The 26,723-nt window shown below is 66.8% G+C and carries 21 protein-coding genes and 2 pseudogenes; 12 read left to right on the top strand and 11 right to left on the bottom strand.

Going from position 1 to position 26,723, the window contains the following annotated elements; translation table 11 throughout:
* Positions 1–863: 863 nt before the first annotated feature.
* Positions 864–2,543, top strand: coding sequence for a diguanylate cyclase (locus U5805_RS11330; protein WP_322103562.1), 1,680 nt, complete (start codon positions 864–866; stop codon positions 2,541–2,543).
* 162 nt (positions 2,544–2,705) lie between these two features.
* On the top strand, positions 2,706–2,972 hold the full coding sequence (locus tag U5805_RS11325) for a hypothetical protein (protein ID WP_322103561.1): 267 nt from the start codon (positions 2,706–2,708) through the stop codon (positions 2,970–2,972).
* A 270-nt stretch (positions 2,973–3,242) separates the two neighbouring features.
* On the opposite strand, the gene U5805_RS11320 is transcribed toward U5805_RS11325, so the two are convergent.
* Together U5805_RS11320 and U5805_RS11315 are read right to left on the bottom strand one after the other, a co-directional pair.
* Entirely contained in the window at positions 3,243–4,574 is a 1,332-nt protein-coding gene (locus U5805_RS11320) for an ATP-binding protein (RefSeq protein WP_322103560.1), read from the bottom strand.
* Positions 4,558–5,289 (bottom strand): response regulator, encoded by a 732-nt coding sequence (locus U5805_RS11315; RefSeq protein ID WP_322103559.1) that lies wholly within the window; start codon positions 5,287–5,289, stop codon positions 4,558–4,560. Before U5805_RS11315 ends, U5805_RS11320 begins: the two co-directional genes overlap by 17 nt.
* Positions 5,290–5,519: 230 nt before the next feature.
* Here U5805_RS11315 and U5805_RS11310 point away from each other — a divergent pair, with 230 nt between their 5' ends.
* Positions 5,520–6,068, top strand: coding sequence for a periplasmic heavy metal sensor (locus U5805_RS11310; protein ID WP_322103558.1), 549 nt, complete (start codon positions 5,520–5,522; stop codon positions 6,066–6,068).
* Between the two features lie 164 nt (positions 6,069–6,232).
* Here the strand turns inward: U5805_RS11310 and U5805_RS11305 are convergent, their stop codons facing one another.
* Positions 6,233–6,931 (bottom strand): pirin family protein, encoded by a 699-nt coding sequence (locus U5805_RS11305; RefSeq protein ID WP_322103557.1) that lies wholly within the window; start codon positions 6,929–6,931, stop codon positions 6,233–6,235.
* A gap of 388 nt (positions 6,932–7,319) precedes the next feature.
* Between U5805_RS11305 and U5805_RS11300 the strand changes: the two are divergent.
* The 4 genes and pseudogenes from U5805_RS11300 to U5805_RS11285 all read left to right on the top strand — a co-directional run.
* Positions 7,320–8,093 (top strand): annotated as a pseudogene (locus tag U5805_RS11300) (ABC transporter substrate-binding protein); the annotation flags it as partial.
* Between the two features lie 254 nt (positions 8,094–8,347).
* On the top strand, positions 8,348–9,037 hold the full coding sequence (locus U5805_RS11295) for a histidine ABC transporter permease HisQ (RefSeq protein WP_322103556.1): 690 nt from the start codon (positions 8,348–8,350) through the stop codon (positions 9,035–9,037).
* A 19-nt stretch (positions 9,038–9,056) separates the two neighbouring features.
* Positions 9,057–9,779, top strand: coding sequence for an ABC transporter permease (locus tag U5805_RS11290; RefSeq protein WP_322103555.1), 723 nt, complete (start codon positions 9,057–9,059; stop codon positions 9,777–9,779).
* 19 nt (positions 9,780–9,798) lie between these two features.
* The gene (locus tag U5805_RS11285) at positions 9,799–10,581 is read left to right on the top strand and encodes an ABC transporter ATP-binding protein (protein WP_322103554.1); all 783 of its coding nucleotides are present in this window, start codon (positions 9,799–9,801) and stop codon (positions 10,579–10,581) included.
* A 48-nt stretch (positions 10,582–10,629) separates the two neighbouring features.
* Here U5805_RS11285 and U5805_RS11280 read toward each other — a convergent pair whose 3' ends face one another.
* On the bottom strand, positions 10,630–10,845 hold the full coding sequence (locus U5805_RS11280; protein WP_322103553.1) for a hypothetical protein: 216 nt from the start codon (positions 10,843–10,845) through the stop codon (positions 10,630–10,632).
* Between the two features lie 314 nt (positions 10,846–11,159).
* Between U5805_RS11280 and U5805_RS11275 the strand changes: the two genes are divergently transcribed.
* On the top strand, positions 11,160–12,293 hold the full coding sequence (locus U5805_RS11275; RefSeq protein ID WP_322103552.1) for a porin: 1,134 nt from the start codon (positions 11,160–11,162) through the stop codon (positions 12,291–12,293).
* 159 nt (positions 12,294–12,452) lie between these two features.
* On the opposite strand, the gene U5805_RS11270 is transcribed toward U5805_RS11275, so the two are convergent.
* Complete coding sequence (locus U5805_RS11270) at positions 12,453–12,791, bottom strand: P-II family nitrogen regulator (RefSeq protein WP_322103551.1); 339 nt, start codon at positions 12,789–12,791, stop codon at positions 12,453–12,455.
* Between the two features lie 106 nt (positions 12,792–12,897).
* The gene (locus U5805_RS11265) at positions 12,898–15,006 is read right to left on the bottom strand and encodes an NAD(+) synthase (RefSeq protein ID WP_322103550.1); all 2,109 of its coding nucleotides are present in this window, start codon (positions 15,004–15,006) and stop codon (positions 12,898–12,900) included.
* A gap of 191 nt (positions 15,007–15,197) precedes the next feature.
* Here U5805_RS11265 and U5805_RS11260 point away from each other — a divergent pair, with 191 nt between their 5' ends.
* Complete coding sequence (locus U5805_RS11260; RefSeq protein WP_322103549.1) at positions 15,198–16,367, top strand: GNAT family N-acetyltransferase; 1,170 nt, start codon at positions 15,198–15,200, stop codon at positions 16,365–16,367.
* A 158-nt stretch (positions 16,368–16,525) separates the two neighbouring features.
* A pseudogene (locus U5805_RS11255) lies at positions 16,526–16,864 on the top strand (GIY-YIG nuclease family protein); the annotation flags it as partial.
* Between the two features lie 225 nt (positions 16,865–17,089).
* On the opposite strand, the gene ppa reads toward U5805_RS11255, so the two are convergent.
* Positions 17,090–17,617, bottom strand: a complete 528-nt coding sequence (ppa, locus tag U5805_RS11250) for an inorganic diphosphatase (RefSeq protein WP_322103548.1) — start codon at positions 17,615–17,617, stop codon at positions 17,090–17,092.
* A 256-nt stretch (positions 17,618–17,873) separates the two neighbouring features.
* Here ppa and U5805_RS11245 point away from each other — a divergent pair, with 256 nt between their 5' ends.
* Positions 17,874–18,173 carry a hypothetical protein gene (locus U5805_RS11245; protein WP_322103547.1) on the top strand — a complete coding sequence of 100 codons (300 nt, stop codon included), beginning with the start codon at positions 17,874–17,876 and terminating at the stop codon, positions 18,171–18,173.
* A gap of 260 nt (positions 18,174–18,433) precedes the next feature.
* Here U5805_RS11245 and U5805_RS11240 read toward each other — a convergent pair whose 3' ends face one another.
* From U5805_RS11240 to U5805_RS31780, 4 genes are all read right to left on the bottom strand, one after another.
* Positions 18,434–19,633, bottom strand: a complete 1,200-nt coding sequence (locus U5805_RS11240) for a heme biosynthesis protein HemY (RefSeq protein ID WP_322103546.1) — start codon at positions 19,631–19,633, stop codon at positions 18,434–18,436.
* A gap of 2 nt (positions 19,634–19,635) precedes the next feature.
* Entirely contained in the window at positions 19,636–21,834 is a 2,199-nt protein-coding gene (gene hemDX, locus U5805_RS11235) for a fused uroporphyrinogen-III synthase HemD/membrane protein HemX (RefSeq protein ID WP_322103545.1), read from the bottom strand.
* Complete coding sequence (hemC, locus tag U5805_RS11230; protein ID WP_322103544.1) at positions 21,831–22,904, bottom strand: hydroxymethylbilane synthase; 1,074 nt, start codon at positions 22,902–22,904, stop codon at positions 21,831–21,833. The genes hemDX and hemC overlap by 4 nt, the downstream gene beginning before the upstream one ends.
* A 486-nt stretch (positions 22,905–23,390) precedes the next feature.
* A complete protein-coding gene (locus U5805_RS31780) occupies positions 23,391–23,792 on the bottom strand; it encodes a hypothetical protein (protein WP_415914572.1) in 402 nt (133 codons plus the stop codon).
* Between U5805_RS31780 and ppc the strand changes: the two genes are divergently transcribed.
* A complete protein-coding gene (ppc, locus tag U5805_RS11225) occupies positions 23,773–26,706 on the top strand; it encodes a phosphoenolpyruvate carboxylase (RefSeq protein WP_415914571.1) in 2,934 nt (977 codons plus the stop codon). The two genes, U5805_RS31780 and ppc, sit on opposite strands and share 20 nt — an antisense overlap.
* Positions 26,707–26,723 lie beyond the last annotated feature (17 nt).

Below are 26,723 nucleotides of genomic sequence, written 5' to 3'. Positions count from 1 at the left end.
GCCGAAGTCCATCAGACGCCCTCCGCCGCGGCATGCGCGAACCGGCGCGCGGTAGCGCACGCCGAACCGGCCGGATGCGAAACCGGAGACGCGAACGAAACCGGAAACGAGAACGAAGCGGAAAAGGCAAGACGCATAGGCTCGAAGTTCGTTGGGCGTTGACGACGCGGCGGCAACCCCGCGGTCGCCGCTCGCTCCTACAGGCTTGCGTGATGTGAAAAGCGGGTGAAAGCGGCATGACACTACTACAACCTTCGTGACAGCAGCAACCGCGTTGCGCCAACGCGAAGGAACCGCGCGGCGCGGGCGGCAAGACCCCGTCGCGTGGGCTTTCGAGCCGCTTTCGCATGGCTTCCTGCAACCTGCGAAATGCGCCGCCACGCACCTCGCGCGCGCCTCTTCCACATCTCTTGCACGTCCCGCGTTCGATCATCGTGATGACGCAACGGTGACAACCTGATGACGCGCGCGACTCGTTCTTGCGCGTTCGGGCCGCGAGGCGTCGCGCGCACGCCACACCTCGCGCGCCGCGCCGCCACGCGAACGCCCCGGCCCGCTTGCCCGTTTGCTTGCCCGTTTGCGCTTGCCTGACCCCGTAAAAACCGCGCGCCGCCGCGCGCAGGCGCTTTCCGACAACCCGCCAGCAATCCGCCTACGCCCCGCCGCCCGCTTTCGCGTTACCGCTTCGTGCGTTCGCGCAGCATCGGCGCAGGATCGTCCGCGCCGTTCGAGGGGTAAAATCGTCACGCGCCGTTTCCGGCACGGCCACGCCCGGGCGTTGCCCCTTGCCTCCTTGCCAACCCAGCGCCAATGCCGCGCGATGTCAGCGTCCAGCTAACGCCCATTCACGAATCAGAAGGCCGATGAACAGGAGACTTTTGCGTCAGGCAGCCGGACCCATCGGGGTCGTGGTGGTCACGCTCGTCTGCTGGATCGTGGCGGGCTGGATCGCCGATCGCATGGTGCGCCAGGAACTGGAGGCCGCGCTCGGCGCGCAGCGCCAGATCACGCGCTCGGTCGTCGACAACATGGCCGAGGTGATCGCGAGCGATCTGGCGATGTCGCGCGCCATTCCCGCGACGATGGCCGAAACGCGCGTCGTCCAGCAGGCGCTCACCGAGGCCGGGCATTATGCCGCCTCGCGCGAGTCGACGGAACTGGCGCGGCGCAACGCGTTGCAGGCCGTGCCCGACCTCGCCGCCGTCAACCGCTTTCTCCACGACGCGCAAGGCTTTTCGGGCCTCGACGCCATCTGGCTCGTCAACGCCAACGGCATCTGCATCGCGTCCAGCAACGCGCTCGAAAAAATCTCCTACGTCGGCATCGACATGCGGCCGCGCGCCTATCTGAACGAAACGCTGCTCGGCGCGTTCTCCGAAAATTACGGCGTGGGCAACGCAAGCGGCGAGCCGGGCATCTTCGTGGCCGCGCCCGCCTACGACAACGGCCTGCTGGTGGGCGCCGTGGTCGCCAAGGTCGGCATCGCGCGGCTGCGCCACTGGGTCGCGCATCCGGGCACCTTCGTCGCCGACAACAACGGCGTCATCATCATGGCTCACGACAGCGCGCTGGAAGGTTTCGCGATGCCGGGCTCGCACGTCGCCGAGATGAATGCCGTGGATCGCGTGAACACCTATCTGCGCGAGCGTTTCTCGGAGCTGGCGCTGCGCCCGGCCGCGCAGGCGGCTACCAGCGAGGCGCCGTGGATGCCGTCCGCCGAAGCCGCGCGCATGGTCGATCTGCCCGGCCAGCAAGGGCCCGCGCTCTACGAGGAACGTGGCGGGCTCAATTCGGGGCTCTCCGCGCATCTCGTCGATCCGCTCAACACCTGGCCCGAGCTGATCGCCAACCATCACCGCGACCGCCTGCTGATCTTCCTGACGCTGGCCGGCATCACCGCGCTCGCGGCCGTGATCACGGTGTCGTGGGTGCGCGAAAGGCGCCTGCACCGCGCGAGCCGCGACCTCGCCGGGCAGTTGCAGGCGGCCAACGCGCTGCTCGCCGCCGAGGCGCGCCACGACGCGCTCACGGGCGCGCTCTCGCGCCGCTATTTCCTCGATCTGCTGCGCCGCGAGATCGACGCCGCTTATGCCGCGCACGCGCCGCTGTGCATGGCCATCGCCGATCTCGACTACTTCAAGCAGATCAACGACCGCTTCGGCCACCCGGCCGGCGACCGCGCGCTTCAGCATTTCGTGGAAACCTGCCGCGACGAGCTGCGCGCCGACGACGCCGTGGGCCGGCTCGGCGGCGAGGAATTCGGCATTCTGCTGCCCAGCACCTCGCTCGCAACGGGCCGCGCCGTGATCGAGCGCCTGCGCGAGCAGGTGTCGCGGCGCGTGTGCACCGAGCTGCCCGCCGACGCGGGCCTGAGCGTGAGCATCGGCATCACCGAACTCGCGGCCGTGCAGGACCAGCCCGAACGGCTGATGAGCCGCGCCGACCTCGCGCTCTACATGGCCAAGGCCGGCGGTCGCGACCGCTGCGAAGCGATGACGGCCGAAGGCGTCGTGCCGCCGCGCGCGGCCGCGCCGACCTGGTAACTCGCGCGAGCGCCGCGCGGCCGGTTCCTCCGGTTTGCAATCCTCGGCGCGGGGCATCGCACCGGGCGCGGTATCATGGGGCAGACGGTGCGCGCCGCGCCATGCGGCACGCATGAACGAAACCGCGCCATATCGGTGTACCGCTCATATCTGGAGGCATGCATGAAGGGAAATCTGGTCATTGTCTGCCGCGATCAGGATGCGCTCGCGTTCGACCAGCTGATGGTCGAATACGGCGCGTTTCAGACGCGCCTGTCATCGACCGCCTGGTACCTGAAACTCGACGCCGCGCCCGAGTTGATTCAGGAAGAGATTCTTGCCCGCCTCGGCAAGTACACGACGCATTACATCTTCGAAGCCGGCAGCGTGACCTACAACACCGTGGACAGCGAAGCCGCCGCCGCGCTCGACACGCTCTTTTCGGCCTGATTTGCCTGATTGATCTGATTCATCCGATTAGCCCGATCGGTCCGATTCGCCCGATCGGTCTGACCGGCCCGTGATTTCAGGTGCGGTCCGGCTATCGCGCGGGCTATGCCGGGGCGGCGCACAGAGGCTTTGCCTCGCCCCGCGCCCGCCCCGTTTCTACCGGTTTTCGCCCGACTTCCCTCGCATTCTTGCCCCGCCGTTGCAGCGCGGGACTCGCACCGGCTCGTTCGCCGGGCGTCACTGCGAGATCACTATGAGATCACCGCGAGGTCACTGCCAGGCCTGCGCGGCCTCGGAAATATTGCGCGCGACCACGTCGAACGCGAACGTCATTTTCACGGCAAGACCGCCGCTTTCCCCATTGCCGATCTTGAGTTCGCCGCCCGCGCGACGCACGAGCCGCTCGACGATCGCCAGCCCGAGCCCGCTATGGCCGTTGCCGCCGCGCGCCGGATCGAGCCGCACGAACGGCCGGCTCGCCTGCACGAGATCCTGATCGGAAATGCCCTTGCCGTGGTCGCGCACGGTGAGCGTGAAGCCCTGCGCACCGCGCGAGCTTTCGATGACGACGGGCGGCGCGCCGTAGGCGTGAGCATTGTCGAGCAGGTTGGACACGAGGCGTTCCAGCGTAGCCGCCGGCAAGCGGAAATCGGCGCCGGCGTGCAGACGCGTTTCGATCGTCATGGCTTCCACGCCCATCGTGGCCAGATTCGAGCGATAGTTGCGCGCGATGCGCTCGCACTGTTCGTCGACTTCAACGGGCTCGCTGCCGTCCGCGCCGTCGTGCGCGAACACCAGAAACTGGTCGACGATATGCGCCATCGACTCCACGTCGCGCACCACGCCGTCGCGCGTCTTCACATCTTCCATCATCTCGGCGCGCAGACGCAGCCGCGCGAGCGGCGTCTTGAGGTCGTGCGCGACGCCCGCCAGCATGACCGCGCGGTCTTTTTCGGTGCGCTCGACTTCCGTCACCATGGTGTTGAAGCCGCGCGTGAGCTGGCGCAATTCGCGCGGCCCGCGCTCGGGCACGGGCGGCACCGGCTGGCCGCGGCCGAAGCGCCCCACGGCCTGGGCCAGCAAGCGCAGCGGCTGCTGAAGCATCCACGCGGCCACGAGCGCCGCGATGAGCGCCGCCGAGAAAATGATGACGAACCACGGAATCAGCCGGTCGAGCGGACGCATGGGGCGCAGCGGCTGAACCGGCACCACGATCCAGCGCGCGTCCTGCGGCGCGCGCACCCACAGCGTGGGCGGCCGCCCCGGCGGACCGATGCGCACGTCGGTGCCCGGCAGCATGCGATCGCGCACGTCGTCGATGAAACGCACCAGCGGCTCCGGCAGCGTCGCGCGCTGAACCGGCACCTCGGGGCTCGAAGGATCGACGAGTTGCACGCGCGAGGGCAGCGGCTGGTCGGGCTCGCGCTGGATGTGCTGACGCACCGCGTCGACGAGGAACGTGGCTTCCTCGACCGCGTAGCGCGTTTGCATCTGGTTGTGTTCGAGCCGGATCAGCGAAAACCAGGCGACGTGCGAGATCAGCAGAACGCCGACGAACAGCAGCGCAAGCCGCCCGAACAGCGAATCAACCGGCCGGCGCATGATTGCCCTGCTCCCCGTCGGGCACGAACACGTAGCCGCGGCCGCGCACCGTCTGGATGAAGCGCGGCGTGGACGGGTCGCTTTCCAGAATGCGCCGCAGGCGCCACACCTGAACGTCGATGCCGCGGTCGGTGCCGTCGTATTCGGGGCCGTGCAGCAGTTCCAGCAGGCGCTCGCGCGTGAGCGTGCGCATGGGGTGATTGACGAAAATCTTCAGGAGCGCGAACTCGCTGCCCGACAGCATGATGGGCTTGCCTTCCTGCTGGAGCGTGCGCGACTGGAAGTCGAGCGTGAAGCGGCCGAACGTATAAGGCTCGCGCTGCTCGGGCGCCGCCGCCGAGGGCACCGTGCGGCGGCGGCGCAGCACCGCCTGCACGCGCGCCAGCAGCTCGCGCGGATTGAACGGCTTGCCGAGGTAGTCGTCCGCGCCCAGTTCGAGGCCGACGATGCGGTCCACGTCGTCGGCGCGCGCGGTGAGCATGATGACGGGAATGTCGTCGCCGGACGCGCGCAGCTTGCGCAGCGCCGTCAGGCCGTCCACGCCCGGCATCATGAGGTCGAGCACGATCAGGTCGGGACGCTCGCGCTCGAGCCGCCGTTCCAGCGAGCCCGCGTCGTGCAGCACCGACACTTCCATGCCTTGGCGCGCCAGATAGTCGCGCAGAAGGTCGCGTAGTTCGAGGTCGTCGTCGACGACCAGAATTTGAGTAGCCATGGAGCGAAGTGTAACGCGCGCGAGCAGACCGTTTGCTTACAGCGGCGCGTCCAGGGTTACCAGGTGTTACTACGAAAGCCGTGCGTAATGTCGTGTAATGACCCGCGCGCCCCGCGTAACACGAGAGCGCGGAGTGGCCGATACGCTAGGGACACCGGTTGCGGCCGAGTTCTTGCACGGCGTCGCGACAGACCGGATAAAACCCTCATGGATTTGTCAGGAGCATCACCATGTACAAGACGACTTCGCGCCTTCTCGCCATTGCGGCGGCTTCGCTCGCGCTCACCGTGGGCGTCGCCAGCGCCGCCGACGCCCAGATGCCGCCGCCCCCCGGCGGCCCCGGCATGATGCACGGCCCGCACGGCGGTCCCGGCTTCATGTTCGGCTTCAAGAAACTGCACGACAAGCTGAACCTGAACGCGGCGCAGGAAAAGCAGTGGCAGGCCGCGCTCGACACGATGAAGCAGAACGGCGAAGCCATGCGCAAGAGCCACGAGCAGATGAAGCAGCAGTTCGATTCGATGAAGAATCAGCCGATCCTCGATCTGAATGCCATGCACGCGGCGCGCGAGCAGGCCGAGCAGCAGAACCATCAGTTGCGCGAGCAGACCGAGCAGGCATGGCTCGACTTCTACAACGGCCTGAACGACCAGCAGAAGACGACCGTGAGCACGGCGCTCAAGGAGCGTTTCGCGAAGATGGAACAGCGCCACGAGAAGATGCGCGAGCGCTGGGAGCATCACCACAAGGGCGCCGCTTCCGCCCCGGCGGCGCAGTAAGCGCCTGAAACCGGTCCGGCCTCGCTGCTTGAGCCGGGCCGGCCAATCGGGTTGACCAATCGTGGTTGACCAATCGGTCGGCCAATCGCGTCGGCCAACATCGAGCGCCGCGGAACTTCCGGTTCCGCGGCGCTTTCCGGTTTCATCGTCTCCCTGCCGTTCGATCAGGCCACATCGAACAGCAGCACTTCCGCCGCCTCGCCTTGCGCGAGCGTCACGCTCGCCTCGGCTTCGATCATGGCGGCGTCGCCGGCCGCGAGGCGTTGGCCGTTCACTTCCAGCGCACCGCGCGCCACATGCACATACACGCGCCGCCCGGCCGGCACGGCGTAATCCACGCGCTCGCCGCCGTCGACGAGCGCCGCGTGAATCGAGGCGTCCGACTGCACCGTCACGGACCCGTCGCGGCCGTCGGGCGAAGCGATGAGGCGCAATTGCCCGCGCTTGCCGGCGTCGTCGAAACGCTTTTCCTCGTAGCCGGGCGCCCCGCCCCGCTCGCGCGGCAGCAGCCAGATTTGCAGCAGATGCACCTGCGCTTCCTTCGAGGCGTTGAATTCGCTGTGCATGACGCCCGTGCCCGCGCTCATGCGCTGCACGTCGCCGGGGCGGATCGTCGAGCCGTTGCCCATGCTGTCGCGGTGCGCGAGCGCGCCGTCGAGCACGTAAGTGACGATTTCCATGTCGCGGTGGCCGTGCGCGCCGAAGCCGCCGCCGCCCGCGATGCGGTCGTCGTTGAGCACGCGCAGCGCGCCGTAGTGGACATGCGCTTCGTCGAAATAATCGGCAAACGAAAAGCTATGGAAGCTGTCGAGCCAACCGTGGTTGGCGTGGCCGCGTTCGTCGGCGCGTCGGATGGCAAGCATGGGATTCTCCGGTCGGTCATGTCGATGCTCGAAGGTAAGGGCGGCGGCGCGCGCGCACAACCGGGCGCCGGCGCACCGCATCGTTTCATCAGCAACATCAATGCGCTGCGCGCGCAACGCGGCTTGCGCCGGACTGGCGCGGCCTTGCGCTTCGGGTAAAATACCGCGCTTTTCGGCCAGCGAGCGTACGCGGGCGGGCATGCGGCCCGGCCGGCGGCACGCGGCTGGGGCGCGATGCGCGTTCTGGACACGTTTCGCGCCGTGCGGCGCCTGGCGTTTTCCGCCCTCCGACCCGCATTTTTGATCGCCTAGAATGGCGGCCACCGGCCACGAACCGGACCGGCTCGCCCCGGTGCCGAAGCACCCACTTTGGCCCGACAGGAGAAAGATGAAGAAGTTTGCAGTGTGCGTGGCGCTTGCCCTGTTGGCGGGCGGCGCTGCCGCGAAGGACTGGAAAACCGTGCGCATCGGCGTGGACGCGAGCTATCCGCCGTTCGAGTCGAAGGCGCGCGACGGCCGCATCGTCGGCTTCGACGTCGACCTCACGAAAGCGCTCTGCGCGCGCATGAACGTGCAGTGCGTCTGGGTCGAAAGCGATCTCGACGGCATCGTCGCCGCGTTGAAGGCGCGCAAGTTCGACGCGATCGTCTCGTCGCTCACGATCACGCCGGCGCGCCGCCAGCAGATCGACTTCTCCGACAAGATGTTCGATGCGCCGGCCCGCATGCTCGCGCGCGCAGGCTCGCCGCTTCTGCCGACGCCGGCTTCGCTTCGGGGCAAGAACGTGGGCGTCGAGCAGGGTTCGACCCAGGAAGCGTATGCGAAGGCGCATTGGGCGCCGCGGGGCGTGAACGTGGTCTCGTACCAGAATCAGGACCAGGTGTATCAGGACCTGGTCGCGGGGCGGCTGGACGCCACGCTGCAAGACGAGGTGCAAGCCGATTACGGCTTCCTCAAGACGCCGCGCGGCAAGGGCTTCGCGTGGGCCGGCCCCGAAGTGGACGATCCGGCGACGATCGGCGACGGCACCGCGATCGGCCTGCGCAAGCAGGACGCCGACCTCAAGGCGAAGTTCGATGCCGCGCTCGCTTCGATTCACGCGGACGGCACGTTCGAGCGCATCGCGAAGCGGTACTTCGACTTCGACATTTACCGCGGCAAACAAACCGGCGCACAAACCGGCAAACCAGCAGACAAACCAGCAGCCAAACAAGCAGACAAGCAGGACGACAAGAACGCATACGCGCAGGAGACACCGGCGGCGGCAACGCCCCGCCAGCATTAAAAGCAGCGTCACGACGCATCGGCCGCGCGCGAGTTTTCGCGAACCGCGCGCGCATGAACGGATTTGAACCGCGGCAGGACAATGCCGCGCCTTTTCGCGGAGCGCGGGAGCGCCTCGTCAAGGACTCGCCCATGTTTCTTCAAGGCTACGGCCCGCTGATCCTCGCCGGCACCTGGCAGACCGTCAAGCTCGCCGTGCTGTCGCTCGCGCTCTCGTTCGTGCTCGGGCTGGTCGGCGCGGCGGCGAAGCTCTCGCGCAACCGCGTCGCTTCCGGCGCGGGCACGCTTTACACCACGCTGATTCGCGGCGTGCCCGATCTCGTGCTGATGCTGCTGCTGTTCTACAGCATCCAGATCTGGCTGAACGATCTCACCGACATGCTCGGCTGGGACCAGATCGACATCGATCCGTTCCTCGCGGGCGTGGTCGTGCTCGGCTTCATCTACGGCGCGTACTTCACCGAAACCTTCCGCGGCGCATTTCTCGCGGTGCCGCGCGGCCAGCTCGAAGCGGGCCACGCGTACGGCATGAGCAACTGGCAGGTGTTCACGCGCGTGATGTTTCCGCAGATGATGCGCTTCGCGCTGCCCGGCATCGGCAACAACTGGCAGGTGCTCGTGAAGTCCACGGCGCTCGTCTCGATCATCGGTCTCGCCGACGTCGTGAAGGCGAGCCAGGACGCCGGCAAGGGCACGCTGCGGTTCTTCTTCTTCACGCTGCTCGCCGGCGCGATCTATCTCGTCATCACCACGGTCTCGAACTTCGTGCTGATGTATCTCGACAAGCGCTACTCCACCGGAGTGCGCAAGGCGGATCTCTGAATCGCGCGAGGCCAAGACCATGCAAGACCTTGTCAATCTGATCCAGCAGTACTGGCGCAACTATCTCTACACCGACGGCTATCACTTCACGGGCGTCGCCATCACGCTCTGGCTGCTCGTGGTGTCGATCGGGCTCGGCTTTTGCCTTTCGGTGCCGCTCGCGGTGGCGCGCGTCTCGAAGAAGAAGTGGCTCTCGGGCCTCGTGTGGCTGTATACGTACGTCTTTCGCGGCACGCCGCTCTACGTGCAGTTGCTGCTCTGCTACACGGGCCTCTATAGCCTCGACATCATCCGCAATCACGAACTCACCAGCCTGTTCTTCCGCAGCGGCATGAACTGCACGCTGCTCGCGTTCACGCTCAACACCTGCGCCTACACCACCGAGATTTTCGCGGGCGCGATCAAGGCCACGCCCTACGGCGAGATCGAGGCGGCGCGCGCCTACGGCATGTCTCCGTTCACGCTGTACCGGCGCGTGATCCTGCCTTCGGCGCTGCGCCGCGCGCTGCCCTACTACAGCAACGAGGTCATTCTGATGCTGCACGCGACGACCGTGGCGTTCACGGCCACCGTGCCCGACATCCTGAAGATCGCGCGCGACGTGAACTCGGCCACCTACCAGTCGTTCGGCGCGTTCGGCATTGCCGCCGTGCTGTATCTGATCATTTCGTTCACGCTCGTGTGGCTGTTCCGCCAGGCCGAGCGCCGCTGGCTCGCGTACCTGCGGCCGCAAGGCAAGTGAGCCCGCAAGAGGTCTATTGATGAATTCCCAGAAGCAGAAACTTTTCGTCGACGACATCCACAAGAAGTACGGCGACAACGAAGTCCTCAAAGGCGTTTCGCTCAAGGCGAACGCCGGCGACGTGATCAGCGTGATCGGTTCGTCGGGCTCGGGCAAGAGCACGATGCTGCGCTGCATTAACTTCCTCGAGCAGCCGAACGCGGGCCGCATTTTCGTCGACGGCGAGGAAGTCATCACCAAAACCGACCGGCGCACGGGCGCGCTGCAAGCCGCCGACGTCAAGCAGCTTCAGCGCGTGCGCACCAAGCTCGCGATGGTGTTCCAGCACTTCAACCTGTGGTCGCACATGACCGTGCTCGAAAACGTGATCGAGTCGCCCGTACACGTGCTCGGCCTGCCGCGCAAGGAAGCCGAAGAACGCGCGCGCACGTATCTGGAGAAAGTGGGTCTCGCGCCGCGCGTGGAGAAGCAATATCCCTCGCATCTCTCGGGCGGCCAGCAGCAGCGCGTGGCGATCGCGCGCGCCTTGGCGATGCATCCCGACGTGATGCTGTTCGACGAGCCGACGTCCGCGCTCGACCCGGAACTCGTGGGCGAAGTGCTCAAGGTCATGCAAAAGCTCGCCGAGGAAGGCCGCACGATGATCGTCGTCACGCACGAAATGGGTTTCGCGCGCAACGTGTCGAACCATGTGATGTTCCTGCATCAAGGCCGCGTGGAAGAGGAAGGTCAGCCGGCGGAGGTCTTTGCGAACCCGAGAAGCGAGCGCCTGCGCCAGTTTCTGTCGGGCAGCCTCAAATAAAAGTCACAAACTACAGACCGCTCTGACGGATGTAGTAAAAGTAGTATTTCAAGGCGCTTTCAGCGCCTTTTCTTTTTGCCTTCCCGAGGCCCGAAAAGCCGCTTTTTTGCCGTCAAAAACGACACTTTTCGCATTACTCCTCGCGTTTTCTTCCGTCAATAGTGGCAATCCTGAACTCAGGGGCGCGATCGACGTGAGTCCCTTGTCGCATAAGGCTTTCAGCCACTTTGAAGTCCCCGTCTGACCACCATCCAGGAAGTCCATATTGCAATTTGGCGACACCGCGGCGCACCCGCGCGAATTAGTTCGCCAGCGCGGACCTTTTTTGCTAAATTAGTAACCAAAGTAGCAAAACAAAGTTCGATAAAAGTAGTTTCACTTCAAAAAGAACGGGAGATGCCAGTCAACCAGGGGATCTGCAAGACGACCGACCCAGGTCGTGCAGCGGCAGCAGCCCGTAAGCCGATCCTCGGGGTAATTCTCCCTGGCGCGACAATTTCTGTTCGCAGCGCCCGAGGCGCCCGAACGTCTTTCGCAGTACTAAGAACGTTGACTCTTGACAGGGTATGGAGGAGAAGATGAAGAAAGCTTTGCTCGCCGCAGCATTGATGTCGGCTGGCGTGATCGCGCATGCGCAAAGCAGCGTGACGCTGTACGGCCGCCTCGACGCGGGTGTTGCCTACATGAACGGCATTGGCGCAGGCGGTGGCGCGAACGGCGCGGCCACCCATGGTTCCAGCCAGGTTCTGCTCGAAAGCGGCTACTGGGGCACCAGCCTCTGGGGTATGAAGGGCGTTGAAGACATCGGCGGTGGCAACAAGGTTCTGTTCCACCTCGAAGGCAGCTTCAGCACGGCAACCGGCTCGCTCGGCTCGGCCGGCTCGATCTGGAATCGCTGGGCAACCGTCGGTATGGCCAACGACCAGTTCGGTACGCTGCTGCTCGGCCGCGAACTGTTCATCTCGAACGGCATTTGGGACTTCGACCCGTTCGGTCAGTCGAACTGGTCGTCGGCTTCGATGGTGCGTGGTCGTAACTGGCCGCAATCGAGCAACAACATTTCGTACCAGTCGCCGAACTGGTACGGCTTCGACGTGTACGGTCAGTACTCGTTCTCGAACTCGACGCAATGGAACGCCGGCCGTGAAGACGGTCTCCAGCTCACCTACACGAACTCGCTGTTCCAGATTCGCGGCCTGTACGACGAAATCCGCAACTCGAACGGCCAGCTCGGCGGCGCGTACGACCCGACCGGCGTGAACGCCGGCAACACGGGCCAAGGCATCTTCGCGTTCGGTCGCGACTACATGGCCATGGTCAACGTGTTCCTCGGACCGTTCAAGATCCAGGGCGGCTACGAAGCGCTGCGCTCGTCGGGCATGACCGGCCAGTTGCCGGGCCAGCCGACCACGCTCGACCACGAATGGGGCGGCGTGACGTGGCAAGTGACGCCGGCGGCGGCGCTGATTGCCGCGGCCTACCACGTGAACGCGAACAACGGCGGCGGCAACGCCACGCTCTACACGGTTGGCGGTTCGTACAACCTGTCGAAGCGCACGCTGCTCGACTTCCAGGTCGCCACGGTGCAGAACAGCAAGTCGGCCAACTTCGGCCTGAACGCCAACAACTACGGCACGTCGGCTTCGACCGGCAACCCGCTGGTCGGTCACAGCCAGTCGGGCGTGTACGCCGGCATCCAGCACTCGTTCTAATTTGAACCGGGTGTAGACAAGAACAGCTACATCACTGTTTTCACGCTGCTGCGAGAGGCGCGTATCGGTGCGGTGTCCGAAAGGATATCGCACCGTTTTTTATTCGAGGACGGCCGTTGCGCCGTCCTTCTTGTTTTGCGGTGCCGGAGTGCGCGCCGCTTACACCGCGGCTTCGTTCTCTTCGCCCGTGCGGATGCGGATCACGCGTTCGACGTCGGTGACGAAAATCTTGCCGTCGCCGATCTTGCCGGTGCGCGCCGCGCCGATGATCGCGTCGATGACCTGATCGGCCTGCTCGTTCGCCACCACCACTTCGATCTTCACCTTCGGCAGAAAGTCGACCACGTATTCGGCGCCGCGATACAGCTCGGTGTGGCCCTTCTGGCGGCCGAAGCCCTTGACCTCGGTAACGGTCAGGCCGGTGAGACCCACTTCGGCAAGCGCCTCGCGCACTTCGTCGAGCTTGAACGGTTTAATGACGGCAGTAATGCGTTTCATGGCGATCCTCGTCTCGTAATCAGGTGAATCTGGTTTATCGGAATTGGCCGAAATTTCAGGATGTAATGCGATTTTACGCCGCGGGCCGCCCGGCCGCCGCTGAAGGCTATGCGGCTTGATTCGCGGGCGCGTGATCCGGCACGCCGTCGAGTTCCGCGAGCCACACCGCCGACTCCGAATCGCTGGGCGCGCGCCAGTCGCCGCGCGGCGAAAGCGAGCCGCCCGAGCCCACCTTCGGCGCGTTCGGAATGCAACTGCGCTTGAACTGGCTCTGGCGGAAAAAGCGGTCGAGGAAAATGCGCAGGTTGCGCTTGATGGCCGCGAGATCGTATTCGTTGCGTGCAACCCTGGCGTTCTCCGGCCACGCGCCCTGCTCGCGGTCGCCCCACGCATGGCGCGCGAGAAACGCGACCTTCGAAGGCGCGAACCCGAAACGCAGCGTGTAGTAGAGGTTGAAGTCCTGCAATTCGTACGGGCCGATCGTGCTTTCGGTCTTTTGCTCGGGCGCGCCGTCCGACTTGCCGGGAATCAGCTCCGGACTGATGTCGGTGGCCAGAATCGCCTCGAGCACGTCGCGGCCGCTCTCACCGCTCTCACCGCCCGCGCCGTGCTCGCCGATCTGGCCGGTTTCCGCGACCCAGCGCACGAGATGCGTGATGAGCGTTTTCGGCACGCTCGCGTTCACGTTGTAATGCGACATGTGATCGCCCACGCCGTAGGTACACCAGCCGAGCGCCAGCTCGGAAAGATCGCCCGTGCCGATCACGATCGCGTGATTGAAGTTCGCGAGCCGGAACAGGTGATTCGTGCGCTCGCCCGCCTGCACGTTCTCGAACGTGATGTCGTAGGCTTCCTCGCCTTGCGCATAGGGATGGCCGAGGTCGGCGAGCATCTGGCGGCAGCTTTCGCGAATGTCGATCTCGCGCGCCGTGCAGCCGACGAGCGTCATCAGCGCGCGCGCCTGGCGCAAGGTGCGCTCGCTCGTCGCGAAACCGGGCATGGTGTACGCGAGAATATTGGCGCGCGGCAGCTTGAGACGATCCATCGCCTTCGCGCAGACCAGCAGCGCGTGCGTGGAATCGAGCCCGCCCGAGACGCCGATCACGACCTTCTTGATGCCCGCTTGCGACAAACGCTGCACGAGCGCCTGCACCTGGATGTTGTAGACCTCGTTGCAACGCTCGTCGCGGCGTTGCGGGTCGGCGGGCACGTAGGGGAAACGCTCGACGCGGCGCGCGAGCGCCAGCGTTTCGCGCGTCCACGCGCCGTCTTGCGGCAGCTCGCACGTCACCGCGCGAAACTTCGCGATTTCGCCGGCGTGACGGCGGATCGAATCGCCGAACGTGGTTTGCCGGATGCGCTCCTGCTGCAAGCGCGCGACATCGACATCGGCGTAAATGATGTGCGAGTCGTCGAGAAAACGCTCGGACTGCGCGAGCAGTTCGCCGTTCTCGCACACGAGCGCCTGGCCGTCCCACGCCATGTCGGTGCTCGATTCGCCCTTGCCCGCCGAGGTGTAGAGATACGCGGCGAGGCAACGCGCCGACTGCTGCGAAACCAGTTGCCGGCGATAACCGGCCTTGCCGACCACCACGTTCGACGCCGAAAGATTCACCAGCACCGAAGCGCCCGCGAGCGCCGCGAACGACGAAGGCGGAATGGGCACCCAGACGTCTTCGCAGATTTCCACGTGAAAGCGCAAACCGGCGACCTGCGGCACGTCGAACAGCAGGTCCGCGCCGAACGGCGCTTGCGCGCCCGCGAGCCGCACGCTGGCGACGCTCGCGCAGTCGGCGGGGCTGAACTGGCGCGCTTCGTAGAACTCGCCGTAATTCGGCAGATAACTCTTCGGCACGACGCCGGCCACACGCCCGCCCGCCACCACGGCCGCGCAGTTGAACAGCGCATGGCCCACGCGCACCGGCAAGCCGACGATCATCGCAAGCGGCAATTGCGCCGAAGCCTCGACGATCTGCGCGAGCGCGCGTTCGCACGCGTCGAGCAGCGCCTGCTGATGAAACAGGTCGTCGCAGGTATAAGCGGACAGCCCGAGTTCGGGAAAGGCCACGAGCACCGCGCCCCGCGCCGCCGCGTCGCGCGCGAGGGCGAGCGTTTCGCCGGCGTTGAAGGCGGGATCGGCCACGCGGCAGCGCGGCACACCCACGGCCACGCGCGCGAAGCCGTGCGAATAGAGATTGAAGAAGCGCTCTTTCATTTCGATAATCGCTAACCGATAACGTTGAGGCGGGCGGCCGAAGGCCAGGCGACGCGGGGTCGATTGAAGCGCGGCGCGGCACGGCGCGCGCGAAGCGTTTGCTTTACCATGACCGCTTGCCGCAAGGACCGGCGCCCGGCCGCATCGACCAGGCCGGTGCCGGTGCGCGGCTTTCACGCCAACGGGCACGCATGAATCAGGAACATTTCGATTATCGCACGGGCATCCTCGCCTCACCGTCCGAGGTCGACGCCGCCGAATGGAACGCGCTGCTCGCGAGCCAGACGCAACCCACGCCGTTCCTGCGCCACGAATTTCTCGCGGCGCTCGACGCCACGCGCTGCGCCGCGCCCGACGCGGGCTGGGGCGCGCAGTTCGTCACGCTCACGAACACACGCACGGGCCGGCTCGCCGCCGCCGCGCCGGTCTATCTCAAGGGCCACTCGTACGGCGAGTACGTGTTCGACTGGGCATGGGCCGACGCCTACAAGCGCAACGGCATCGAGTATTACCCGAAGCTGCTGTGCGCCGTGCCCTTCACGCCCGTGCAAGGCACCCGCCTCATGGCGGCCGACGCGCACGCGCGCCGTCACCTCGCCGCCACGCTGCTCGCCTTCGCGGAACAAGCCGACGTTTCCTCGCTGCACGTGCTGTTTCCGACCGGGGAAGACGCCGCCGCGCTGACGGACCTCGGCATGATGGAGCGCCAGGGCGTGCAGTTTCACTGGCTCAACGACGGCTACCGCAGCTTCGACGACTTTCTCGCGACCCTCGAACAGAAAAAGCGCAAGAACATTCGCGCGGAGCGCCGCAAGGTGCGCGACGCGGGCGTGACGATGCGGCGCGTGCGCGGCGAAGACATCAGCGACGCCGAATGGCGCTTCTTCAGCAAGTGTTATCGGCAGACGTACCGCGAGCATTTTTCGTCGCCGTATCTGAATCTCGACTTCTTTCGCATGATCGGCGCGACGATGCCGGAGAACCTGCTGCTCGTGATCGCCGAATACGAAGGCAAGCCCATCGCGAGTTCGCTCGTGGTCTGGCAGCGCGGCGCCGACGGCAAAGGCGGCACGCTCTACGGCCGCTATTGGGGCGCGCTCGAACACGTACCCTGCCTGCACTTCGAGACCGCGTACTACCAGCCGCTCGAATTCTGCATCGAGGAAAAGCTCGACGTGTTCGAAGGCGGCGCGCAGGGCGAGCACAAGATGGCGCGCGGCTTCATGCCGACGGTGACGCGCTCCGCGCATTGGCTCGCGCATCCCGCGTTCGCCGACGCCGTGGCGCGCTTTCTCGAAAGCGAGACGAATCACATCCACGCCTACGTACACGAACTCAACGAGCACGATCCGTTTCGCTGACGGAAGGCCGACTGCGGCTCCTGCCGCCCGTTGCCACACGCCCGCACGCCGCACACCGCACGCCTTAAGCGCGCGGCGCGACTGGTGTGACTGGTAGGACACCCGGTGACGCTGCGGCACGCTCACGCCCATTCACATCTTCCCGCTTTCAAACCGTCATGCCCTGGTTTCTCTACCTGCTCGAATGCGCCGACGGCAGCGTCTACACCGGCATCGCCGTCGATGTCGAAGCGCGCTTCGCGCAGCACGCGAGCGGCGCCGGCGCGCGCTACACGCGCTCGCGCAAGCCGCTGCGCGTGCTCGCGCAGTTCGAGCTGGCCGACCGCGCCAGCGCGTCGCGCGCCGAATACTGGGTCAAGCGCCTCACGCCACGCCAGAAGCGCGCGCTCGCGGCGGGCACGCGCACGCTCGAATCGGTGTTGCCCGCCGCACCCGAGCTTGATGTCGATGTCGTCGATGTCGAAGCCGGCGGCGGCTGCGCGGCGGCGCCGGCATCGGGCATCACGCCGGAAAGCGAAAATGCCGATCCCGCCTGAAACGTCGAATTGAAACGCCGAACCGAAACGCCAAACTGAAACGCCGAATTGAAACGCCGAAACGAAACGCCGCTTGAGACGCCCTAGCACGATCGCGCTTCGCACGCGTCGCTCGAATGAGCCCAATGAAAAAAACCGCACGGCCTCGCGGCGCGTGCGGTTTTTTTTAAAGCCTGGAAATACGGCTTACTTCTTCGCGTTCGCGACGCCTTCCGTGATTTCCTTGTGCGCGGCTTCGATGCCGACCCAGCCTTCGACCTTGACCCACTTGCCCTTTTCGAGCGCCTTGTAGTTCTCGAAGAAGTGCTTGATCTGGTCTTTGAGGTACTCCGGCACGTCGTCGAGCGACTTGATGTTGGCCGTCATCGGGCACACCTTGTCGTGCGGCACGGCAATCAGCTTCGCGTCCACGCCCGACTCGTCGGTCATTTGCAGCATGCCGAGCGCGCGCGAGCGCACCACCGAGCCGGCCAGCAGCGGAAACGGCGTGATCACGAGCACGTCGACAGGATCGCCGTCGCCGGAGAGCGTTTGCGGAATGAAGCCGTAGTTCACGGGATAACGCATGCCCGTGCCGACGAAACGGTCGACGACGAGCAAGCCCAGGTCCTTGTCGGCTTCGTATTTCACCGGATCGCTTTGCGCGGGAATCTCGATGATCACGTTGAAGTCATGCGGCAGATCCTTGCCGGCGGGGACGTTTGCGAAGCTCATGAGCGCTCTCTGTTGAGAAGGTAAAAACCGACGGCCGCGCGCCTGAAGGCTTGCCGCGCGCGAAGCCGGACGTTGGAAGGAATGGTCGCCATTATAGCCAATCGGCCGCGCGCTCCCGGCGAATCGATCCGTTGCCCGAGGGCGGCCTGGCGGCGACGGCAGGCGCTCTGGGCGGCGGATCGCGCCCTTTGAAACGTTTCCTGAAGTCGCGCGTGGCGGCGGGAAACGGCGCGATAACGATTGGCCGACGGCGCCGTTGGGGCTGACCATGTTGGCGGTGCGGATTGTGCCGATTGCGCCGATTGCGCTGGACATGCTGGACGCGCCGGACGCGCCGGACGTTCTGGACGTTCTGGACGTTCTGGACGCGCCGGACGTGCTGGACATGCCGGACGTTCTGGACATGCCGAACGTGCTGAAAACGCCGATGGCGCCGGTCTCGCCAGACCGTTATGCTCGGGACCATCGCACTCGGAGGTCCGCGCCCGGCTCCCTCGGCGAGCGCGGCAGCGCGCGGTTGTCGCCGGGCTTATCGGCTTATCGGCTAAGCACCTAATCGACCTACCGGCTGATCGCCCAGGCACGCGGCCAAACGGCTAACCAACCGCTCGCCGGCACATCAACCGGCCGTTAGTAGCATTCCAACCGATTTCGTTTTGCCTTTCCCTTCCCTCGTTTCATCCACTTTACGAGGCGCATGCATGGAAGACGCGAAGCACTTCATCGGCGGCGAGACGATCGCCAAAAGCAAACGGCCGCCCCTGTGAGGCGGCCGTCTTTCATGGCGACGTGCGCGCCATGTGCGCCATGTGCGCATCACACCACGTTCATCGCCAGCGCGCTTTCCCGATAGTGCGCAGCCGCTTTCTCGCCGTCGCCGAGCTGCTCGTGCAGGCGCGCGAGCGCGCGATGCGAGCGGATCTTGAGCGGCTCGTTGTCGCTGCCTTGCGCCGACTTGAGCGCCGCTTCGAGGAACGACTGCGCCTTGCCCCACAACTGCTGCTTGAGGCACAGGCGGCCGAGCGCGAACAGCAGGTCGCCGTCCTCGGGCCGCTCCTTGCGCCACGCTTCGGCCTTCTGGATGAGCGGCAGGGCGTCGGCGCCCGCGGTGTCCGGGTAGCGGCGCAAGAGGCGCGCGTCCCAGTTCTGCGCGAGCGCCTCCTCCACGATCTTGCGCGCGTCGCTCTGGCGGTCGAGCGCGATCAGCAGTTCGGCGGCGCAGTCGGCCAGGCGCGGCGAATGGCGCTCGACCGGCGAGAGCGCGCCCCACAGTTCGAGCAGCGCGTCGGCGTTGTGACGGCGCTCGCGCAGCAGGTTTTCCGCCGCGAGCTGGCGCAGGCGCACAGCCACGGCCGGATGCAGCGCCTCGCGCTTTTCGAGCGTCTTCACGAGCTTGAGCACTTCGCTCCAGTTCTTGAGCTGCTGCTGCGCGCGCAGCGCGATCTGCTGCGCGTGAATACGGCGGCCGCCCTGGGTGCGCATTTCGGTGAGCGCGGCGAGCGCGCCGTCGGCGTCGCGGCCGTCGGCGCGCATGTCGGCCGTTGCCATCAGGCGCGCTTCCTGGAGTTCGGTGTCGTCGACCTGCGCGAGCCATTCGTCGCGGCGCGCGTATTCATGCAGACGATGCGCGGCATTCGCGGCGATGAGGCCCGCGGCGCCCTTGTTCCTCGCGTCGGCGAGCGAGTCGCGCGCGGCCTTTTCGGCGCGCGAGAAACGGCCCGCGTAGAGATTGCCCACGGCGTCGCGCAGCGCCGAATTCGCCTTTTCGCCGCGCATGCGCGCGCGATACGCGGCGACGCGGCGCGGCATCGTCACGATATTGCGCGCGAAACGCAGCATCGCGTAGAGCAGCAAGAACGCCACGACGATGCCGACCACGAACAGATTCAGCGAAACATCCACGCGATACGGCGGATAGACGAGCAGCACCTGCCCGGCGTCGAAGCGGCCAACCGTCGCGAGCGCGACCGCGACGACGAACAGGAGCGCGAGCCAGAGAAGTCCACGGATCGCCATGCTTACCCCCGGCTCCGGTATTGCTGGATCGCTTGCAAACTCGTGTCGAGCGTGGGCAGCGCGACGGCGGCCGAGCCGGCCTCGACGTCCTTGAGCGTGCCGTGCACGGTTTGCACGTCCTTCGAGTTGGCGTCGAAGTAGCGCGCGAGCGTGGCGTCGGCGGCCGCGAGGTCGGACTTGAGCGTGGCCTCGTTGCGCGACAGCAGCGAAAGCCGCGCCGAAAGCAGCCGCAGCTTCAGGTTCTCGCGCATGAAGTAGCCCTGGTCGGGCGAGACGAGCATGGCGTCGGCGTTGTCGATGCGGCGCACCTGCACGAGGCTGGCGACCTGCCGGCCCACGCCGGCCACGAAGGTGTCGATCCACGCACGCCACTTCGGCTCGTGGTTGGCGGCGGCCGTTCTGGTGAGATCGGCGGGCGCGGCGGCTTCGGGCTTCGTGTGCGCGACGAGGGCTTCACCCGCGAGCGGCAGCGAGTCGATCTGCGCGAGCGCGGTGTCGAGCTTGATCGCCATGCCCGTGAGGTCGGTGGACGGCGCGGCCTTGAGCTTGTCGATGTCCTGCGCGATGGCCTTGCGCACCGCGAGCGCCTGCGGCGCGCTGGACGCGGCAAGACGCGTGTCGGCACTTTGCAGCGCGAACAGCGCGAGCTGCGTGTTGCCCGTGAGCTGGAGCTGCTCGCTCGCGCTGGACAGCATCTGGCCGACTTCGGCGAGCGACCAGTCGTCGCGATTCTTCGCCAGATCGGCGTATTGCTGGGCGAGCGCCTGCTGCGAGGTTTGCGCGTCGGCGATCTTGCCTTCGAGCTGCGCCATTTGCTTGTCGAGCTGCTGCGCGCCCTGCGCGGCCTGATCGGCGCGCGCGCGCAACGCGGCGGTCTGCTGGTCGGCGGCTTGCTGACGCTGCACGAGCTGGGCGTCGAGCCGGTCGAGCTTGCGGTTGATGACGTAACCGCCCGCGCCCGCGCCGGCCGCGATCAGCACCACGACGAGCCACAGGATGGCCGTGCCCGCGCCGCCGCGCCGCGCGCCGGACGGCGGCGGCGCGGCATTCGCGGAAGCGCCCGACGACGCATACGTCGGCCGCGCGGCGGTGTTGCCGCTGCCATGGGGCGAGCCCGCCGAAGCGCCGGCCGCGCTGCCGGACGACGACGCTGACGCGCCGCCCGAACCCGCGGTGACGGCGCCTGAGGATGTCGTGCTGCTGGAATTGTTCGAATCAGTCATGCGAGAGTGAGCCGGCGTTTCGGCCGGAGTGTTCTGAACCGGTTGAACAGCGGAACGGTCGGTGGGACGAACTGCGGAAGACGCGAGGCCCAGCAGCGCTTCGACGATGCGTTCGTCGCCCGCGCCGGACACCGTCATCCTATCAAAACCCATTGAGCGCGCCGTTTCGGCGATCCGCGGGTGCGGCGCCACGAGCGGCGCGTGATGCAGTTCGACGACTTCGCCCGCCGTGAGATGCTCGCGCGCGAGTTCGTCGAGATTGCGCACGCCTTCGGAGCTGGTGACGAGCCACGCGTGCGGCGCGCCCTCGAGCAGCGCATGCACGCGCGTCCACGCCGCGATGGGCGGCTCGGGCACGATGCGCCGGTAGGCGGCCACGGTTTCCACTTCGGCGCCCGCTTCGCGCAGGCGTTCGGCGAGCCATTCGCGGCCGCCGTCGCCGCGCACGATCAGCACGCGCCGGTCGGCAAAACCGTTCTCGCCGAAATGCGCTTCGAGCGCCGCGTAGAGCGACTCGGAGTCGAACCGCGCCGGTTCCTCGTCGGCATGGCCCGCCGGGCTGATCACGCTGTGCCCGGGCGACGCGACGCCGTGGCGCGCGAGCGCGGCGACGCTGGCCGGACCGACCACGGCCACGGGCAGCGCGGGCGGCCAGATCGACGAAATCGACGCGTAGCACGCAAACGCGCGGTCGACGGCGTTCGGCGACACGAACACGACGAACGCATAGCGTTCGAGCGCGCCGAGCGCCGCGCGCAGCGGCGCTTCGTCCGCGACCGGCGCAATGGCGATGAGCGGAAAGTCGAGCGTTTCGACGCCGTGCCGCGCGAGTTGCGCGGCGAGCCCGTCGGACTGGCCCGCCGGGCGCGTGACGACCACCGTGAACGGCGCGCTCGCGCGCCCGGCGGCGTCGGCGGGACCGCCCCACTCGTCGGGCTGGCGCCTGCCGCCCGCGCGCGGCTGCCAGGGGCCTGTCATCGTTCGGAGTCCGGGCCGCCGCCCGGATGCGCTGCGGCCGCTGCGCCCGAAGCTGCGCCCGCCGGCGCCTTGGTCGACCCGGCGGGCGCGACGTTCGGGCCGTCGGCGGCGGCTTCGGCAAGCGCGCGCACGATCTCGAGCGCGCCCTGTGCGATCAGGTCGTCGGCGACACGGCGGCCGAGCGCCACGGCTTCGTCCACCGTGTGCGCGGCCGCGGCTTCCTGCGCGGCCAGCACGCGGACGGCGTCGGGCGTGGCGATGGTGCCGCGCAGCGCGAGCTGTCCGCCCGACCACTGCGCGTAGGCCGCCAGCGGCACCGTGCAACTGCCGCCAAGCGCGCGCGACACCATGCGCTCGGCTTCCACGGCCTTCGCGGTGGCGTCGTGATGCAGCGGCGCGAGCCACGCGGCGAGATCGGCGCGATCGGCGCGAATCTCGATGCCGAGCGCGCCTTGTCCCGCCGCGGGCAGGCTGTCGGCCGGTTCCAGCAGCGCGCGGATGCGTCCGCCGAGACCGAGCCGCTTCAAGCCCGCCGCCGCGAGAATGATGGCCGCGTAGTCGCCGCGATCGAGCTTGGCCAGACGCGTGTCGAGGTTGCCGCGCAAGGGCTTGACGTCCAGATGCGGATAGCGCGCGCGTATCATCGACTCGCGGCGCAGGCTAGACGTGCCCACCACCGCGCCCGCGGGCAGCGCCGCGAGCGAATCGTAGTCGTTCGAAACTAACGCGTCGCGCGGGTCCTCGCGCTCCATGACGGCCGTGAGCGTGAAGCCTTCGGGCAGTTCCATGGGCACGTCCTTGAGCGAATGCACCGCGAGATCGGCGCGGCCTTCGGCGAGCGCCTGCTCCAGTTCCTTCACGAAAAGCCCCTTGCCGCCGACCTTCGAAAGCGTGCGATCGAGGATTTGATCGCCGCGCGTCGTCATTCCGATAATTCTGACGTCGCAGGATGGATATAATTTGTGCAGCGCAGCTTGCACATGCTCGGCCTGCCACATCGCGAGGCGGCTCTCCCGCGAGGCGATCACGAGTGAGCGGGGCATGGGCGCGGATAACGTCTCGGAGTTCATGGCAAGCACATCGAATGACGGGATGAAAAGCAGAATCGGATAACAGGCAATGTTAGCACGCACCCCTTTTTCGGCCCGCCCGGCCGGCTGACGGGGGCGGCGTGCGGCGGCAAGGAAGAGACTCGCAAGACCGGCCCCGGCGCGCAGCACGCCCCGGCCATGTGCATGACGCCGAAGGACGCACGAAGGGCGGCACCCGATCGCCCGCGCCTGCCGCGACGTGTCCCTTCGCCCTCGCGGTGACGCCCCAGCGGCGTTTGGGGGCGCTTGGGGCGCACGCGGGCGGCGCTCAGGCAACACCTTGGCGGCGACTTCCTTAGCAAGACCTGCACCCGGCGCGGCGCCTGTGGCCGCATGCGCCGCCGTGATGCCCGCGCGGGTTCGACACGTTCGTCGGCGCGCCGGGCAGCACCTTCCGCCTCTCGCGGTTGCACTGCGGTTCACCGGCCCGGCTCCAGCCGCGGCCAGGCAGTTTGGCAGTTCCGATCAACGCCCTACCCGGCTTTGCTTTAAGGAAATCACCGTGAAGTCCTCTGGCTCGGCGCGCGCAGAGCGCCGCAACAACGCATCGCAGAACGCTGTTTCGAAGGCCGCCGCGCCGCTCGCGAAACCGGCCAAAAAACCGAAGGCCGCGAAGGCCGCCACCGCCGCGGCCCCGCAGGCGGCGAATGGCGCCGCGAGCGCGACGCCGCCCGAAACGGCGCCGGCCATCGAAACGACGGCGAAGGCTGCGAAGGCGACCAAAGCGACCAAAGCGACCAAGGCGACCAAGGCGGCCAAGGCGGCCAAACCCGCGCAATCCGCCAAGGCGGCGACCAGGGCGCTCGAAGCCGGCAAGGACGCGAAGGCCGCGAAGGACTTGAAGAACTTGAAGAACGTAAAGGCCACGAAGGCTGCGAAGCCCGAGAAGGGCGGCAAGCCCGCGAAAGCCGCGAAGGCGGCGCAGCCCACCGGGTCATCGAACGGCGCCGGGAAACCCGCCGAGCGCGACGACAAGGACCAGCCGCTTTTCGAAGACATCCGCTACCTTGGCCGCCTGCTCGGCGACGTCGTGCGCGAACAGGAAGGCGACGCCGTGTTCGACGTCGTGGAAACGATCCGCCAGACGGCCGTGCGATTCCGCCGCGAGGACGACAACGCCGCCGCACTCGCGCTGGAAAAGCAATTGCGCGCGCTTTCGCCCGAGCAGACCGTGAGCGTCGTGCGCGCGTTCAGCTACTTCTCGCATCTCGCGAATATCGCCGAGGACCGCCATCGCAATCGCCGCCGGCGCATCCACGACCTGGCCGGCTCCGCGCCGCAGGCGGGCACCATCGCGCATTCGCTCGAACGTCTCGCGCAGGCGGGCGCGGCCGCGACGCCCGTGCTCCAGCAGTTCTTCAACGACGCGCTGATCGTGCCCGTGCTCACCGCGCACCCGACCGAAGTGCAGCGCAAGAGCACGCTCGATTCGCAGCACGACATCGCGCGCCTGCTTGCCGAACGCGACCAGCCGCTCACGCATCGCGAGCTGGAGCACAACGAAGCGCTGCTGCGCGCGCGCGTGACCTCGCTCTGGCAAACGCGCATGCTGCGCGACTCGCGCCTGACCGTCGGCGACGAAATCGAGAACGCGCTCTCGTACTACCACACCACGTTCCTCAGCGAGATTCCCGCGCTGTACGGCGAGATAGAAACGTCGCTCAAGGAGCACGGCATTTCGGCGCGCCTGCCCGCGTTCTTCCAGATGGGAAGCTGGATCGGCGGCGACCGCGACGGCAATCCGAACGTCACCGCCGCCACGCTCGAAGAGGCGAGCGAGCGCCAGGCGCAGGTGATCCTTCAGCATTACCTCGACGAAGTGCATCGGCTGGGCGCCGAGCTTTCCGTGTCGAACCTGCTGGCGGGCGCGAGCGACGCGCTCAAGGCGCTCGCCGACGCCTCGCCCGACCAGTCGCCGCACCGCGTGGACGAACCGTATCGCCGCGCGCTGATCGGCGTGTACACGCGCCTTGCCGCGAGCGCGCGCGTGCGTCTGGGCGAAGGCGTCGTCGCGGTGCGCAGCGCGGGCCGCAACGCCGCGCCCGTGCGCGCGCAACCGTACGCCGATGCGAGCGAGTTCTCGCGCGACCTGCACGTGCTGCTCGATTCGCTCGCCGAGCATCACGGCGCCTCGCTCGCCACGCCGCGCCTCGCGCCGCTGCTGCGCGCCGTGGAAGTGTTCGGCTTCCATCTCGCGAGCATCGACCTGCGCCAAAGCTCGGACATCCACGAAGCCGTGATCGCCGAACTGCTCGCGCGCGCGGGCGTGCAAGCCGATTACGCCGCGCTTTCCGAGGACGACAAGCAGATCGTGCTGCTCGCGCAACTGGCCGACCCGCGCGCGCTGCGCTCGCCGTATCTCGACTATTCCGACCTCGTGAAAAGCGAGCTGGGCGTGCTGGAAATGGCGCGCGTGACGCGCGAGAAGTTCGGCGCGCGCGCGGTGCGCAACTACATCATTTCGCACACCGAAACAGTGTCCGACCTGCTCGAGGTCATGCTGCTGCAAAAGGAAACGGGCTTGCTCGCGGGCCGTCTGGGTCACGCCGACGATCCCGCGAAAGCGGCGCTCATGGTGATTCCGCTGTTCGAGACGATTCCCGACTTGCGCAACGCGCCGCACATCATGCGCGACGTGCTCGCGCTGCCCGGCATCGACAGCATCGTCGAGCATCAGGGCAACGAGCAGGAAATCATGCTCGGCTATTCGGACAGCAACAAGGACGGCGGCTTCCTCACGTCGAACTGGGAGCTGTATCGCGCGGAACTCGCGCTCGTCGCGCTGCATCGCGAGCGCGGCATCACGCTGCGCCTTTTCCACGGCCGCGGCGGCACGGTGGGTCGCGGCGGCGGCCCGACCTACAACGCCATTCTTTCGCAGCCGCCGGGCACGGTGGACGGCCAGATTCGCCTCACCGAGCAAGGCGAGGTGATCGCGAGCAAGTTCGGCAACCCCGAGATCGGCCGGCGCAACCTGGAAACGGTGATCGCGGCGACGCTCGAAGCCACGCTGCTACCGATGGGCCAGGCGGCCGGCAACGTGCCCGACGAGCTGCCCGAATTCGAAGCGGCGATGCAAACGCTCTCCGACGGCGCGATGGCCGCGTATCGCTCGCTCGTGTACGAGACGCCGGGCTTCACCGACTATTTCTTCGCCTCGACGCCGATCACCGAAATCGCCGAACTCAACATCGGCAGCCGCCCGGCCTCGCGCAAGCTGCAAGACCCGAAGAACCGCAAGATCGACGATCTGCGCGCGATTCCGTGGGGCTTTTCGTGGGGTCAGTGCCGCCTGCTGCTGACGGGCTGGTACGGCTTCGGCAGCGCGGTGGCGGCGTATCTCGACGAAGCGGGCAGCGACGCGCAACGCGCGCGCCGCCTGACGATGTTCCGCAAGATGTACGAGACCTGGCCGTTCTTCTCGAACCTGCTTTCGAACATGGACATGACGCTCGCGAAGACGGACCTCGCGGTGGCGTCGCGTTACGCGCAACTCGTCGCCGACAAGAAGCTGCGCAAGCACGTGTTCGAGCGCATCGTGGCGGAATGGGAGCGCACGACGCGGGTGCTCGACGAGATCACGGGTTCGAGCGGGCGTCTTGCCGACAACCCGTTGCTCGCGCGCTCGATCAAGAACCGCTTCCCGTATCTCGATCCGCTCAATCACTTGCAGGTGGAGCTGATCAAGCGTTACCGCGCCGGCGACCCCAGCCCGCGCGTGCGGCGCGGCATTCATCTGACGATCAACGGGATTGCGGCAGGATTGCGCAATACGGGTTGATAGCGGGTTGATCGCCG

The sequence above is a fragment of the Paraburkholderia sp. J41 genome (genome assembly GCF_905220235.1).
Classification (GTDB): domain Bacteria; phylum Pseudomonadota; class Gammaproteobacteria; order Burkholderiales; family Burkholderiaceae; genus Paraburkholderia.
This window is presented reverse-complemented; position numbering and strand designations above follow the sequence as displayed.

What these genes read in the sequence shown, in the direction of transcription:
- U5805_RS11305 (WP_322103557.1), bottom strand. Translation starts at nt 6,931, where the DNA reads ATGCTTGCCATCCGACGCGCCGACGAACGCGGCCACGCCAACCACGGT.
- U5805_RS11280 (WP_322103553.1), bottom strand. Translation starts at nt 10,845, where the DNA reads ATGGACTTCCTGGATGGTGGTCAGACGGGGACTTCAAAGTGGCTGAAA.
- hemDX (WP_322103545.1), bottom strand. Translation starts at nt 21,834, where the DNA reads ATGACAGGCCCCTGGCAGCCGCGCGCGGGCGGCAGGCGCCAGCCCGAC.
- U5805_RS11240 (WP_322103546.1), bottom strand. Translation starts at nt 19,633, where the DNA reads ATGGCGATCCGTGGACTTCTCTGGCTCGCGCTCCTGTTCGTCGTCGCG.
- U5805_RS11315 (WP_322103559.1), bottom strand. Translation starts at nt 5,289, where the DNA reads ATGGCTACTCAAATTCTGGTCGTCGACGACGACCTCGAACTACGCGAC.
- U5805_RS11285 (WP_322103554.1), top strand. Translation starts at nt 9,799, where the DNA reads ATGAATTCCCAGAAGCAGAAACTTTTCGTCGACGACATCCACAAGAAG.
- U5805_RS11325 (WP_322103561.1), top strand. Translation starts at nt 2,706, where the DNA reads ATGAAGGGAAATCTGGTCATTGTCTGCCGCGATCAGGATGCGCTCGCG.
- U5805_RS11295 (WP_322103556.1), top strand. Translation starts at nt 8,348, where the DNA reads ATGTTTCTTCAAGGCTACGGCCCGCTGATCCTCGCCGGCACCTGGCAG.
- U5805_RS11275 (WP_322103552.1), top strand. Translation starts at nt 11,160, where the DNA reads ATGAAGAAAGCTTTGCTCGCCGCAGCATTGATGTCGGCTGGCGTGATC.
- U5805_RS11320 (WP_322103560.1), bottom strand. Translation starts at nt 4,574, where the DNA reads ATGCGCCGGCCGGTTGATTCGCTGTTCGGGCGGCTTGCGCTGCTGTTC.
- U5805_RS11310 (WP_322103558.1), top strand. Translation starts at nt 5,520, where the DNA reads ATGTACAAGACGACTTCGCGCCTTCTCGCCATTGCGGCGGCTTCGCTC.
- U5805_RS11265 (WP_322103550.1), bottom strand. Translation starts at nt 15,006, where the DNA reads ATGAAAGAGCGCTTCTTCAATCTCTATTCGCACGGCTTCGCGCGCGTG.
- U5805_RS11330 (WP_322103562.1), top strand. Translation starts at nt 864, where the DNA reads ATGAACAGGAGACTTTTGCGTCAGGCAGCCGGACCCATCGGGGTCGTG.
- U5805_RS11290 (WP_322103555.1), top strand. Translation starts at nt 9,057, where the DNA reads ATGCAAGACCTTGTCAATCTGATCCAGCAGTACTGGCGCAACTATCTC.
- U5805_RS11270 (WP_322103551.1), bottom strand. Translation starts at nt 12,791, where the DNA reads ATGAAACGCATTACTGCCGTCATTAAACCGTTCAAGCTCGACGAAGTG.
- U5805_RS11260 (WP_322103549.1), top strand. Translation starts at nt 15,198, where the DNA reads ATGAATCAGGAACATTTCGATTATCGCACGGGCATCCTCGCCTCACCG.
- ppa (WP_322103548.1), bottom strand. Translation starts at nt 17,617, where the DNA reads ATGAGCTTCGCAAACGTCCCCGCCGGCAAGGATCTGCCGCATGACTTC.
- hemC (WP_322103544.1), bottom strand. Translation starts at nt 22,904, where the DNA reads ATGAACTCCGAGACGTTATCCGCGCCCATGCCCCGCTCACTCGTGATC.